Source organism: Chromobacterium fluminis (assembly GCF_011602385.1).
GTDB lineage: Bacteria > Pseudomonadota > Gammaproteobacteria > Burkholderiales > Chromobacteriaceae > Chromobacterium > Chromobacterium fluminis.
The window spans coordinates 109,469-122,671 of sequence record NZ_JAAOMA010000006.1 but is presented as its reverse complement, the minus strand read 5'-3'; the positions used below and the strand labels follow the sequence as shown (position 1 = coordinate 122,671).

General features: G+C 61.7%; 9 protein-coding genes. 6 read left to right on the top strand and 3 right to left on the bottom strand.

From position 1 onward, the window contains the following. Positions 1 to 44 precede the first annotated feature (44 nt). Complete coding sequence (locus tag HA052_RS06525; protein ID WP_206118789.1) at positions 45 to 2,144, bottom strand: multicopper oxidase family protein; 2,100 nt, start codon at positions 2,142 to 2,144, stop codon at positions 45 to 47. Between the two features lie 225 nt (positions 2,145 to 2,369). Between HA052_RS06525 and mpl the strand changes: the two genes are divergently transcribed. Continuing rightward, complete coding sequence (mpl, locus tag HA052_RS06520; protein WP_166451274.1) at positions 2,370 to 3,749, top strand: UDP-N-acetylmuramate:L-alanyl-gamma-D-glutamyl-meso-diaminopimelate ligase; 1,380 nt, start codon at positions 2,370 to 2,372, stop codon at positions 3,747 to 3,749. Between the two features lie 65 nt (positions 3,750 to 3,814). Here the strand turns inward: mpl and HA052_RS06515 are convergent, their stop codons facing one another. Continuing rightward, entirely contained in the window at positions 3,815 to 4,369 is a 555-nt protein-coding gene (locus tag HA052_RS06515; RefSeq protein ID WP_019101048.1) for a flavodoxin family protein, read from the bottom strand. Positions 4,370 to 4,625: 256 nt separating this feature from the next. Further along, positions 4,626 to 5,924: an isocitrate lyase gene (gene aceA, locus HA052_RS06510; RefSeq protein WP_019101049.1), complete on the bottom strand. Its 1,299-nt coding sequence runs from the start codon at positions 5,922 to 5,924 to the stop codon at positions 4,626 to 4,628. A gap of 461 nt (positions 5,925 to 6,385) precedes the next feature. Between aceA and grpE the strand changes: the two genes are divergently transcribed. From grpE to hemB, 5 genes are all read left to right on the top strand, one after another. Further along, complete coding sequence (gene grpE / locus HA052_RS06505; RefSeq protein ID WP_166451273.1) at positions 6,386 to 6,934, top strand: nucleotide exchange factor GrpE; 549 nt, start codon at positions 6,386 to 6,388, stop codon at positions 6,932 to 6,934. Between the two features lie 116 nt (positions 6,935 to 7,050). Next, a complete protein-coding gene (gene dnaK, locus HA052_RS06500) occupies positions 7,051 to 8,982 on the top strand; it encodes a molecular chaperone DnaK (RefSeq protein ID WP_166451272.1) in 1,932 nt (643 codons plus the stop codon). A gap of 143 nt (positions 8,983 to 9,125) precedes the next feature. Beyond that, positions 9,126 to 10,253 (top strand): molecular chaperone DnaJ, encoded by a 1,128-nt coding sequence (gene dnaJ / locus HA052_RS06495; RefSeq protein WP_081551089.1) that lies wholly within the window; start codon positions 9,126 to 9,128, stop codon positions 10,251 to 10,253. Positions 10,254 to 10,527: 274 nt separating this feature from the next. Further along, entirely contained in the window at positions 10,528 to 12,039 is a 1,512-nt protein-coding gene (locus tag HA052_RS06490; protein WP_166451271.1) for an alanine/glycine:cation symporter family protein, read from the top strand. 147 nt (positions 12,040 to 12,186) lie between these two features. Next, positions 12,187 to 13,191: a porphobilinogen synthase gene (gene hemB, locus HA052_RS06485; protein ID WP_166451270.1), complete on the top strand. Its 1,005-nt coding sequence runs from the start codon at positions 12,187 to 12,189 to the stop codon at positions 13,189 to 13,191. Positions 13,192 to 13,203: the final 12 nt, after the last annotated feature.

Sequence of the window (13,203 nt, the reverse complement as noted above, 5' to 3'; positions counted from 1 at the left end):
GTAGAAAAAGCCCGCTGCCGCGGGCTTTTTTATTGAAGGGCGGCTCAATGGTGGCCGAAGGTGGTGCCCCCCTTGCCGTCCGGCAGCGCAATGCGGATGTTCTGCATCATGCCCTGGTCCTCGTGATCCAGGATGTGACAATGCAGCACGAAGTCGCCGATATAACGCTGATAGCGGGTGCGGATGGTGATCGTGTAGCGGCCGGCCGCGGCAATTTTCGGGTCATTGCTGGCTTCGATGTTTTTCACCCACAAAGTGTCTTTCCAGACGTTTTTCAGGCCGCTGTATTGCGTATCGCCCGGGTCCATCGAATCCGGCGCGCCTTCCGCGCTGATGTCGTTGCCCTTGGGGTCTTCTATCTTGACGATCTGGAACGGGTTGACGTGGATATGGTAGGGGTGGCTGACGAAGTCGGAGCGCAGCCTCCACTCGTCCACGCCGCCCAGCTTCAGAGTGCGATCTATGCGCTCGCCGGCATAGGGTTTGCCGTCCACCTGGAAGAAGGCGGCGCCGGGCTGGGACACGTCGATGTTGAAAGTCAGCGTCTGGGTTCCGGTGACTTCCTTGGGGCTTATGTCCGGATGCGGCACAAAGCTGCTCAGCTTCATTCCGTTGCGCAGTTCCGCGCTGACCTTGTTGGCGACGGCGGGCGGGAAGTGCGCGCGGGCTGCGCCGATCAACACGTCCTGTAGCGGTCGGGAGACCTGGCCGGGCGCAACGTCCACCACGCCCAGCAAGCGGGCCGACGGCGCCGAGCGGTCAATGGTGCTGCTGACCTTGACGTCGTTGAGCAGGCAGTATTTGCCGGCGCTGGGGAAGGAAACCAGAGCGTCCCAGCGATAGCCGGGCTGGAACACCACGCTCTTGCGGGTTTGCACCTTGCCCATGGTCAGGCCGTCTGCGGCGATCAGGGGAAGATCCAGATCCGGGCCGAGGCAATAGCGGCTAACGTAATCGTCCATCTGCTTGGCGAACAGACCGGCCAGCGGCGGCGCGCCGTCGCTGAGCCGGCGCAGCTTCAGATTGATGGTGTCGCGCACGCCGGCGTGAACCATTCTCCAGCGTTCCACATCGCCGGCCCGCGCTTGGGCCATCTTGCCCAATACCACGCCGTTGATGCTGGTGTAGCGGCCGGACTCTTGCCAGGTCTTGGGACCGAACTGGTCGTAGCCTTCGATGCCGGCCACATCGCCGTCGTCGCAGCGGTAGCGCTGGTCCTCTTCGTTTGGCGGGATGGCGGTGTTGCCGTAGGTCTTGATCTCGCCCTTGTATTGTCCGGCCTTGAAGCGGCAGGCGTACTGGATCTGCTGAAACACCAGCACCCGCTCTTGGAAGCCGGCTCCGGCGTAGGGCTGCAGCAGGGTGTCGATGTCGCCGTTCTGTCGTTGGGTGGGTTGCCGCGTGCCGCGCACGATCAGCGCGCCGGCCATGCCGCTGGACACCTGCAACGCGGTGGAGCCGTGGCGATGGGTGTGATACCAGAAGGTGCCGGCCGGGTGGTCGGGCGGGATGTTGTACTCGTATTGAAAGCTGACGCCGGGGTTGATGGAGATCAGCACATTGTCGCTATTGCCGGCGGGGTTGACCCATAGCCCGTGGGTATGCAGATTGGTGCCGTTGAAACAATGGGGCTGGTTGCCGCTGCCGCCCTGGTCGGTGCAACTGGGGTCGCGGACGGGCTTGCCGTCGGCGTCGCGGTCCAGCTTGTTGTTCAGGCTGATGCGCACCGTCTGTCCTGGATAGACCTCGATCAGCGGGGCGACGAAGGGCGTGGCGTTGGGCTTAGAGGAGGCCGGCGTTGCGACTGGGCTGAGCGCGCCGGGCAGGTAGCTGCGCAGAGCGACTTTGTCGTAATGGATTTGTCCGGGTCGTTCCAGCGAGGGGTTGCGGATCCAACCGTAGCGATAGCGGATGTCCAGATCGTAGACGACTTCGCGCGGGGCGGCCTGCGGCTGGTCCCGCTCCAGCGGCGCGCGGAGCAGGGCGGCGGTATTGAGCGCGCCGGCGGACTGAGTTGTGGGGATAGCCAGCAGCCGCGGCGGGTTGTCTATCTGCGGAAGGTCTTCGCCGTAGCCGGGCGCCGCGAGCAGCAGCGCGGCGAGGCCCAGCGGAAGGGGAGCGAAGCGAGCTTTGAGCATATTCATCTTGGTCTCCGAGTTGGCGTGTTTGCCCATGAACAGCTGCGGGGCGGCCAATTCAGCCTAGTTCCAGGTGAATGTCGTTTAAGCCTAATGTCATGTTTTGTCGGCGCGGCCTGATCCGAAGGACAGTCGCGGCCGGGCGTGCTGCGGCTTGCGAGCTCGGATGTCGGCGGCGGCCGCTTTCCGGTATGCTTGCCGTTTTGCCGTTTCAATACGCTGAACCGAACTATGCACATCCATATCCTGGGCATTTGCGGCACCTTCATGGGGGGCATCGCCGCTATCGCCAAACAGGCCGGCCACAAGGTCACCGGCTGCGACGCCAATGTTTACCCTCCGATGAGCACCCAGCTGGAAGCCATGGGCATCGAGCTGATTCAGGGCTTTGGAGCGGAGCAGGCCGACATCGGCGCGGACATCTTCGTGGTGGGCAATGTGGTGACGCGCGGCAAGCCGCTGATGGAGGAAATCCTCAACCGCGGGCTGCCTTATATTTCCGGCCCGCAGTGGCTGGCGGAAAACGTGCTTAAGGACTTATGGGTATTGGCGGTAGCCGGCACTCACGGCAAAACCACCACCAGTTCAATGCTGGCCTGGATCTTGGAAGACGCCGGCCTGGCGCCGGGCTTCCTGATTGGCGGCATTCCGCAGAACTTCGGCGTGTCGGCGCGGTTACCGGGCCCGCCGCGCCTGGACGCAGCCAGCGTCAGCCCCTTCTTTGTGATTGAGGCCGACGAATACGACACCGCCTTTTTCGACAAGCGCTCCAAGTTCGTCCATTACCGCCCGCGCACCGCGGTGCTGAATAATCTGGAGTTCGACCACGCCGACATCTTCGCCGACCTGGCGGCGATAGAAACCCAGTTCCACCATCTGGTGCGCACGGTGCCGGGCCAGGGCCTGATCGTCAGCAATGGCCGGGAGGCCAGCCTGGATCGGGTGTTGGAGCGCGGCTGCTGGACGCCGGTGGAGCGCTTTGGCGCGGCCGCCGGCTGGCAATTGGGCGCGCTGGAGGACAACGGCCATTTCGATGTGTTGTTCAATGGCCAGATTCAGGGCCGGGTGCGCTGGGACTTGATGGGCGAGCACAACCGTCTGAACGCCTTGGCGGCGATCGCCGCCGCTCGTCATGTCGGTGTGACGGTGAGCCAGGCCATCGACGCCTTGTCGCGCTTTCAAAACGTCAAGCGGCGGATGGAAGTGCGCGGCGTGGCGGCCGGAGTCACGGTGTACGATGATTTTGCCCATCATCCCACCGCCATCGCCACCACGGTGGCCGGCCTGCGCCAAAAGGCGGGCGGCGCGCGCATCCTGGCGGTGTTGGAGCCGCGCTCCAACACCATGAAGCTGGGCACGATGAAGGCGGCGTTACCGGCCTCTCTGGCCGACGCCGACCTGGTGTTCTGTTCCGCCGCCAATTTGGGGTGGAACCCCGGGGAGGCGCTGGCCGAGCTGGGCGAGCGCGCGCAAACCTTCAACGATTTCGACGCGCTGCTGCAGGCGGTGGTCGCCGTGGCTAGGCCGGGCGACCATGTGCTGGTGATGAGCAACGGCGGCTTCGGCGGCATTCACCAGAAGCTGCTGGAGCAACTGGCCGCGCGCGGCTGAGCGCGGGGCGCGAGCAAGAAAAAAAGGGGGCCGCTTGGCCCCCTTTGTCTTGTCTGAACGAACTTTTAGCCGCGCAATTTGGCGGCAATGCCGGCCACGCGCTGGCCATAGGCCTTGGCGGTGTCCAGATCGCCTTGCGGGATTTCGTCGACGCTGGCGTCGGACGGCGATTGCACCAGCAGGCCCACCGAGCCGCCCAGATTGTTGATGTCCTCGCGGCTGGCGTTCTTGGCGTTGCTGGGCAGCAGGCCCAGGCTGACCCACAGGCCGCCGTGTTGGGACGCCAGGGTTTGCAGATAAATCAGCGACACCTGCTTGTCGCCGTTCAGGCTGGCGCTATTGGTGAAGCCGCCGAACACCTTGTCCTGCCAGCCTCGAGTGAACCAGACTTTGGAGCTGGCGTCGGCGAACTTCTTGAACTGCCAGCTTGGGCTTCCCATATAGGTGGGCGAACCGAAAATGATGGCGTCGGCGCTGTTCAGCAGATCCCAGGCGCCGGCGGGCAGATTGCCCTCGGCGTCGATGGCCAGCAGTTGCGCGCCGGCGCCTTCGGCAACATGCTGGGCCACTTGCTGGGTGTGACCGTAACCGGAGTGATATACAACGACGACTTTCGCCATGGGAGCCTTTCATATTGCCGTGAATTAACAAAGGCCCGCAGCGAGGCGGGCCTTGAACAAGTATTGGCGATGATGATGAATTGAAAAAGCGTCGCCGGATAAATTAATTGTTTAGTAAAATTAAACAATCCAGGCGGCTTGACGCGTTTTCGGTATCGCGAGCCGTACGCTTGAATAGCGGCGCTTTTGCGGCGCATGGGCGGACAAATAAAAACGCCCACGGCAAGGTGGGCGTTTTCTCGGCCGGAACCGCGGCTTAGTGGAACTGCTCCTCCTCGGTGGAGCCGGTCAGCGCGGTAACGCTGGACTGGCCGCCCTGAATCACGGTGGTGACGTCGTCGAAGTAGCCGGTGCCCACTTCCTGTTGGTGGGAGACGAAGGTGTAGCCGCGTTCGCGGGCGGCAAACTCCGGCTCCTGCACTTTCTCAACATAGGCGGACATGCCGCGGGCAACATAATCCTGCGCCAGGTCGTACATGTTGTACCACATGTTGTGAATGCCGGCCAAAGTGATGAATTGGTACTTATAGCCCATCGCGCCCAGTTCGCGCTGGAATTTGGCGATGGTGGCGTCGTCCAGATTCTTCTTCCAGTTGAAGGACGGCGAGCAGTTGTAGGCCAGCAGCTTGCCCGGATGCTTGGCGTGAACCGCTTCGGCGAACTTGCGCGCGAACTCCAGATCCGGAGTGCCGGTTTCGCACCAGACCAGATCGGCGTAGTCGGCGTAGGCGATGGCGCGGCTGATCGCCTGCTCCAGGCCTTTCTTGGTTTTGTAGAAGCCTTCGGCGGTACGCTCGCCGGTCAGGAAGGGACGGTCGCGCTCGTCGCAGTCGCTGGTCAACAGATCGGCGGCTTCGGCGTCCGTGCGGGCGATCACCAGAGTGGGCACGCCGTAGACGTCGGCGGCCAAGCGCGCGGCGATCAGCTTCTGCACAGCTTCCTGGGTCGGCACCAACACCTTGCCGCCCATATGGCCGCATTTCTTCACCGAGGCCAATTGGTCCTCGAAGTGCACGCCGCCGGCACCGGCGCGTATCATCGCCTTCATCAATTCATAGGCGTTCAGCACGCCGCCGAAGCCGGCTTCGGCATCCGCCACGATGGGGGCGAAGTAGTCGATGAAGCCGGCATCGCCCTGAGCCACGCCCTTGGAATGCTGGATTTCGTCGGCGCGGGTGAAGGCGTTGTTGATGCGCTCCACCACCTTGGGCACCGAGTCCACCGGATACAGCGATTGGTCCGGGTACATCGCCGAGTATTCATTGTTGTCGGCGGCCACTTGCCAGCCGGACAGATAGATGGCCTTGACGCCGGCCTTGACCTGCTGCATGGCCTGACCGCCGGTCAGCGCGCCCAGACAGTTGATGTACGGCTCGCTGTGGAGAAGGCCCCACAGCTTGTCCGCGCCGTTGCGCGCCAACGAGTACTCAATCTGCAGCGAGCCGCGCAGGCGTTCCACATCGGCGGCGCTGTAGCCGCGCTTGATGCCTTTCCAGCGGGGATTCTCGTTCCAGTCTTTCTGGATGGCTGCAATGCGTTGTTCGCGAGTCGTCATGCTAAAACCCTTCTCGATACGTTTCTGTGCGCGCCGGCAGACGCCGGCATCCTCATTAAGCGATCTGGCTATCCGGTTTTCCGGATTTTCTTGCGGTCGGCCCTCATGGGGCCGGCTCGGCATGTCCGCCGTGTCAGCCTTGCGGATAGCGGCTGTTCGGGCGGAGCACTTGCGGGTGTGGCTCAATTATTAGCACAAAAAAAAACGCTTGTGTGCAGTGCAGCACAAAGAAAATTGTTGATTTTCAAAAGCTAACAGCAACTTTCCTAAAACGAATATTGCGACTCGCTCAAGCGTTTGCTTTTAGAAAATAAAAGTCCGCAAACGCACATCGGCGTTTTGGAGTCCGGGCGCGGCGGTCTGAAACGGTTCAGTCGTTTTCAGGACTTGAATTCCGCGATGAAGCCCCTACCTTGAATCGGGACTATTCGTACCGCTGAATCCAAATCCGAGGAATTGCCATGCAGGACAAGCAAAACATCGCGGCAGAAGCCGTGGACAATGACAATATCGACGCGACGGTGGCGGAGCAGGCCGTAGAGCAAGAACTGAGCGCAGAGCAGCAGATCGCCGCTTTGGACGCGGAAGTGGCCGAACTGAAGGATGCGTTGCTGCGCGCCCGCGCCGATCAGGAAAACCAGCGCCGCCGCGCGCAGGAAGACGTGGCGGCCGCGCACAAGTACGCGATTACCAAGTTCGCCGGCGAGCTGGTGTCGGTGAAGGACTATCTGGAGATGGCCTTGCTGGATCAGAGCGGCCAGATCGACACCCTGAAGATGGGCGTGGACATGACGCTGAAGCAGTTGGTCTCCGCCTTCGACAAGGCGCAGATCAAGGACATCGCCCCTCAGACAGGCGACAAGCTGGACCCGCATCAGCATCAGGCGATGAGCGCGGAAGAGGCTGACGCCGAACCCAACACCATCGTGCGCGTGATGCAAAAAGGCTACCAGATCTCGGACCGCGTGCTGCGTCCGGCGATGGTGGTGGTGGCCAAGGCAAAAGCATAAAAAAGGGCGGCGTGCTCCTCTTGAAATAATGAGCATAGCCAATACCTATTGAGACAACAGGCGGTCGCTATCAAGCAAATGGCCGCTGAAACGAATTGAGATAAAGGAACTTCGACATGGGTAAAATCATTGGCATCGACTTGGGCACCACCAACTCCTGCGTATCGGTAGTGGAAGGCGGCAACCCGAAAGTCATCGAGAACGCCGAAGGCGCTCGCACCACGCCGTCCATCATCGCCTACATGGACGATGGCGAAATCCTGGTCGGCGCGCCGGCCAAACGCCAGGCGGTGACCAATCCGCGCAATACCATCTACGCCGCCAAGCGCCTGATCGGCCGCCGCTTCGAAGATAAGGAAGTGCAGAAAGACATCGACCTGATGCCTTTCGAAATCCTGAAAGCCAAGAACGGCGACGCCTGGGTGAAGGTGCGCGACCAAGAACTGGCCCCGCCGCAACTCTCCGCCGAAGTGCTGCGCAAGATGAAGAAGGCCGCAGAAGACTATCTGGGCGAGGAAGTGACCGAGGCGGTGATCACCGTGCCGGCCTACTTCAACGACAGCCAGCGTCAGGCCACCAAGGACGCCGGCCGCATCGCCGGTCTGGAAGTGAAGCGCATCATCAACGAACCGACCGCCGCGGCGCTGGCTTTCGGTCTGTCCAAGCAGGAAGGCGACCGCAAGATCGCGGTGTACGACCTGGGCGGCGGCACTTTCGACGTGTCTATCATTGAAATCGCCGACGTGGACGGCGAGCACCAGTTTGAAGTGTTGTCGACCAACGGCGACACCTTCCTGGGCGGCGAAGACTTCGACCAGCGCGTGATCGACTACATCGTGACCGAGTTCAAGCGCGAACAGGGCGTGGACCTGAAGAACGACGTGATGGCGCTGCAGCGTCTGAAGGAAGCGGCGGAAAAAGCCAAGATCGAGCTGTCCAGCGCGACCCAGACCGAAGTCAACCTGCCTTACATCACCATGGACGCCACCGGCCCGAAACACTTGGCGATGAAGATCACCCGCGCCAAGTTCGAAAGCCTGGTGGAAGACCTGGTCGAGCGCTCCATCGAGCCGTGCCGCGTGGCGCTGAAGGATGCCGGCCTGTCGGTCAACGAGATCTCCGACGTGATCCTGGTCGGCGGCCAGACCCGCATGCCCAAGGTACAGGAAAAAGTTAAGGAGTTCTTCGGCAAGGAGCCGCGCAAGGACGTGAACCCGGACGAAGCCGTGGCCGTGGGCGCCGCGATCCAGGGTTCGGTGTTGTCCGGCGACCGCAAGGACGTGCTGCTCTTGGACGTGACCCCGTTGTCCTTGGGCATTGAAACCCTGGGCGGCGTGCTGACCAAGCTGATCCAGAAGAACACCACCATTCCGACCAAGGCGTCGCAGGTATTCTCCACCGCCGACGACAACCAGACCGCGGTAACCATCCACGTGCTGCAGGGCGAGCGCGAGAAGGCTTCCGCCAACAAGAGCCTGGGCCAGTTCAATCTGGGTGACATCCCGCCGGCGCCGCGCGGTATTCCGCAGATCGAAGTGGAATTCAACATCGACGCCAACGGCATTCTGCACGTGTCGGCCAAGGACAAGGCTTCCGGCAAGCAGGCCAACATCACCATCCAGGCTTCCTCCGGTTTGTCCGAGGCCGAGATCCAGCAAATGGTGAAGGACGCCGAGGCCAATGCCGAGGAAGACAAGAAGCTGCATGAGTTGGTCACCGCGCGCAACCAGGCGGAAGGCCTGATCCACAGCGTGAAGAAATCGCTGGCCGAGCACGGCGACAAGATCGACGCCGCCGAGAAGGCCAAGATCGAAGACGCGGTGAAGGCTGCCGAGGAAGTGGCCAAGAGCGAAGACAAGGCCGAGATCGAAGCCAAGACCGAAGAACTGGCCAAGGCCAGCCAGAAGCTGGGCGAAATCATGTACGCCCAGGCTCAGCAGGCTGAAGCCGGCGCCCAGCAGGGCGGCGCGGACGCGCAGGCGGGCAAGCCGGAAGACGGCAACGTCGTTGACGCCGAGTTTGAAGAAGTGAAGAAAGACAAGGCTTAATCGCCAGCCGATGTCTTGACGCCTGATGACCGGGCCGGGCCCGCCGGAGTGTTCCGCGGCTCGGACCGGTCATTGGCGTATGGTGGCCGGCCGCGCAGTGGGCTTGCTTCCCGTGCAGGCTGAATTTTGAGAGAGACAGGAACATGTCCAAGAAAGATTACTACGATGTGTTGGGCGTCAATCGCGACGCCTCCGACGACGACATCAAAAAGGCTTACCGCAAGCTGGCGATGAAGTATCACCCGGATCGCAATCCGGACAGCAAGGAAGCGGAAGAGAAGTTCAAAGAGGTCAAGGAAGCTTACGAGATTTTGTCCGACAGCCAGAAGCGCGGCGCTTACGATCAGTTCGGCCACGCCGGAGTGGATCCGCAAGCCGGCGCGGGCGGCGGCGCGGGCTTCGGAGGCTTCGGCGATTTCGCTGATATCTTCAGCGACATCTTCGGCGGCGGACGTTCCGGCGGCGGCGGCGGCGGACGCTCCAACGTCTATCGCGGCGCGGACCTGCGCTACAACATGGAAATCTCGCTGGAAGAAGCCGCTCGCGGCTGCGAGAAGCAGATCCGCATCCCTTCGCACGAAGAATGCGACGTCTGCCACGGCAGCGGCGCCAAGCCCGGCACCCAGCCCAAGACCTGCTCCACCTGCGGCGGTCACGGCCAGGTGAGGATGAGCCAGGGCTTCTTCTCCATTCAGCAGACTTGCCCCACCTGCCACGGCACCGGCAAGCAGATTACCGATCCCTGCACCAGCTGCCACGGCGCGGGCCAGAAAAAAACCAACAAAACGCTGAACGTGAAGATTCCGCCCGGCGTGGACGAGGGCGACCGCATCCGTTTATCCGGCGAAGGCGAGCCGGGTCAGAACGGGGGCCCGTCCGGTGATCTCTACGTGGTTACCCACATCAAGCCGCACGCGGTGTTCCAGCGAGACGGGATGGACCTGCATTGCGAGATGCCGATCTCCTTCTCCATCGCGGCGTTGGGCGGCGAAGTGGAAATCCCCACGCTGGACGGCATGGCCAAGGTCAAGATCGCAGGGGAAACCCAGAGCGGCCGAGTCTACCGCTTGCGCGGCAAAGGCGTGAAGGCGGTGCGCGGCACCGATTACGGCGACCTGCACTGCCATGTGGTGGTGGAAACCCCGGTCAAGCTGACCGATCGTCAGAAAGAGCTGCTGCGTGAATTCGACGCCATCAGCCAGGGAGATGTGGCGACTCACAATCCGCGTTCCAAGTCCTTCATGGACAAGCTGAAGGATTTCTTCGGCTAAAGCGATATCCGAGCGGCCTTCGCGGTCGTCGGCGCAAAAACGGCAAGCGAGCGCGCTTGCCGTTTTTTTTGTTTCATTTTTTTGTCTATTGGTCAAATGTTTTTGGGTAACTTGTTGTAATGAGCGTTTTTTTAAAATGAATTATCTGGAGGGTTCCGGTCTAGGGCCTTATCTTGGAGGGGCTCCGGATCCCCGCTCCGGGGCGAGAACATAAAAATATCCGGGTGTCCGCCGTTAGGCGAAGCGCACCCGGCTTCGCTCAAAGGAGAGTTTCATGGATGAATTCGTCAACGCCGTCAACGGCGTCATCTGGAGCCCGGCGCTGATTTACCTGTGCCTGGGCGTGGGTCTTTACCTATCTGTGCGCACGCGCTTCTTGCAGTTGCGCCACTTCAAGGAAATGCTGCGGCTGATGTTCAATACCGAGAGCAGCGCCAGCGGCGTGTCCTCGTTTCAGGCGCTGGCGATGACCTTGGCCGGCCGCGTGGGCACCGGCAATATCGCCGGCGTGGCCACCGCGATTACTTTCGGCGGCCCGGGCGCCATCTTCTGGATGTGGATGGTGGCCTTTCTAGGCGCCAGTTCGGCCTTTGTGGAATCGACGCTGGGCCAGGTCTACAAGGAGAAAATAGACGGCCAGTACCGCGGCGGCCCGGCTTTCTACATCGAGAAGGGGCTGGGCATGAAGTGGTATGCCTGGCTGTTCGCGATCACCACTATTGTCGCCACCGGCATGCTGTTGCCAGGGGTGCAGGCCAATTCCATCGCCGCCTCGCTCGAAACCGCCTTCGGCATCGCGCCCACCGTCACCGCCGCGGTACTGGCCATCATCCTGGGTTTCATCATCTTCGGCGGGGTCAAGCGCATCGCGCTGTTCGCCGGCGCGGTGGTGCCGTTCATGGCCCTGGGTTATATCATCGTCGCCTGCGTGATCATCGCGCTGAACATAGAGCTATTGCCCGGCGTGATGGCCTTGGTGCTGAAAAGCGCGTTTGGCTTTGAGGCCGGCTTCGGCGCCATCCTCGGCCTAGCCATTCAGTGGGGGGTGAAGCGCGGCGTGTATTCCAACGAAGCCGGTCAGGGCACCGGCCCGCACGCTTCCAGCGCCGCAGCGGTATCGCATCCGGCCAAGCAGGGTCTGGTGCAAGCCTTCTCTGTCTATATCGACACCCTGTTCGTCTGTTCCGCCACTGCTTTCATGTTGCTGATCACGGGTCAATACAATGTGCAGGGCCCAGAAGGCCAGGCCATGTTCACCGGCATCGCCGGCGTGGCGGCGGGGCCGGGCTATGTGCAGATCGCGATGGAAAGCATCATGCCGGGCTTCGGTTCCATCTTCGTCGCGCTGGCGCTGTTTTTCTTCGCCTTCACCACCATCGTCGCCTACTACTACATCGCCGAAACCAATATCGCCTACATCAACCGCAAGATCCAGCTGCCTTGGCTGAGCTTCGTGTTGAAGATCGCGCTGATGGCGGCCACGGTGTACGGCACGGTCAAAACCGCGGATCTGGCCTGGGGGTTGGGCGATATCGGCGTGGGCCTGATGGCCTGGCTCAACATCATCGCCATCATTCTCATGCAAAAACCGGCGCTGGCCTGTCTGCGCGATTACGAAGCGCAGAAGGCGCAGGGGCTGGACCCGGTATTCCATCCGGAGAAACTGGGCATCGTCAACGCCGCCTACTGGGAAGGACGGCGCGCGGAGGACAATCTGGCAGCGGAATTGGCGGCGCAGGCTGCTCACGAGGCGGATGAGGGCAAACTTGCTCCACGCAAGAGCTGACGAGGACGCGGACGGCGCCGGTGTCCGGCGCTGTCCGCAGGCCGAGCGTGCAAAATTCAGAACACTCTGTTTTACCGGCCGGCATCCGCTGCGGGGCGGCGGCAACAGGCGTACAATGGCCTGGCTGATCCTTCTAATGGAATTGTCATGATTTTCGCCAACCGCTATTTTCCCGCCACCCGCATGCGCCGCATGCGCAAAGATGAATTCTCCCGCCGCCTGATGCGTGAAAACGTGCTGACCGCCAATGACCTGATCTATCCGGTATTCGTGATGGAAGGGCAGTATCGGGTGGTGGAAGTGCCGTCGATGCCGGGCGCGCCGCGCCAGACGCTGGACAAATTGCTGCACACCGCCGAACAGGCGCTGGAATTGGGCATCCCGATGCTGTCGCTGTTCCCGGTGATCGAGTCGGGCAAGGACAATAGCGCGCAAGAGGCTTACAACCCCGAAGGCCTGGTGCCGACCGTGGTGCGCGAATTGAAGAAACGCTTTCCCGAGCTGGGCGTGATGACGGACGGCGCGTTGGATCCCTACACCATTCACGGCCAGGATGGGGTGATGGACGATAGCGGCTACGTGCTCAACGACGAAACCACTGAAATCCTGATCAAGCAAGGCCTCTGTCACGCCGAGGCCGGCGTGGACATGTTCGGCCCGTCCGACATGATGGACGGCCGCATCGGCGCGATCCGCGAGGCTTTCGAAGAGGAAGGCTTCATCCATACCAAAATCCTGGCGTATTCGGCCAAGTACGCATCCGGTTTCTACGGCCCATTCCGCGACGCGCTGGGCTCGTCCGGCAATCTGGGCAAGGCCGACAAGAACAACTACCAGATGGACCCGGCCAATCTGGACGAAGCGATTCAGGAAGTGGCGCAGGATCTGGAAGAAGGCGCTGACGCGGTGATGATCAAGCCGGGCATGCCTTATCTGGACGTGATCCGCCGGGTGAAAGACACTTTCCGGGTGCCGACCTTCGCCTATCAGGTGTCCGGCGAATACGCGATGTTGAAGGCCGCGTTCCAGAACGGCTGGTTGAACGAGGAAAAGTGCATGCTGGAAAGCCTGATCGCGTTCAAGCGAGCCGGCGCGGACGGCATCCTGACCTATTTCGCGCTGGACGCTGCGCGCTTGCTGCGTCAACGCTGAGCGCAGGCAGGC

Excerpts from the sequence above, each read along its gene's own strand:
- HA052_RS06515 (WP_019101048.1), bottom strand. The coding sequence starts at position 4,369 with ATGGCGAAAGTCGTCGTTGTATATCACTCCGGTTACGGTCACACCCAG.
- HA052_RS06525 (WP_206118789.1), bottom strand. The coding sequence starts at position 2,144 with ATGAATATGCTCAAAGCTCGCTTCGCTCCCCTTCCGCTGGGCCTCGCC.
- hemB (WP_166451270.1), top strand. The coding sequence starts at position 12,187 with ATGATTTTCGCCAACCGCTATTTTCCCGCCACCCGCATGCGCCGCATG.
- mpl (WP_166451274.1), top strand. The coding sequence starts at position 2,370 with ATGCACATCCATATCCTGGGCATTTGCGGCACCTTCATGGGGGGCATC.
- dnaK (WP_166451272.1), top strand. The coding sequence starts at position 7,051 with ATGGGTAAAATCATTGGCATCGACTTGGGCACCACCAACTCCTGCGTA.
- aceA (WP_019101049.1), bottom strand. The coding sequence starts at position 5,924 with ATGACGACTCGCGAACAACGCATTGCAGCCATCCAGAAAGACTGGAAC.
- dnaJ (WP_081551089.1), top strand. The coding sequence starts at position 9,126 with ATGTCCAAGAAAGATTACTACGATGTGTTGGGCGTCAATCGCGACGCC.
- HA052_RS06490 (WP_166451271.1), top strand. The coding sequence starts at position 10,528 with ATGGATGAATTCGTCAACGCCGTCAACGGCGTCATCTGGAGCCCGGCG.
- grpE (WP_166451273.1), top strand. The coding sequence starts at position 6,386 with ATGCAGGACAAGCAAAACATCGCGGCAGAAGCCGTGGACAATGACAAT.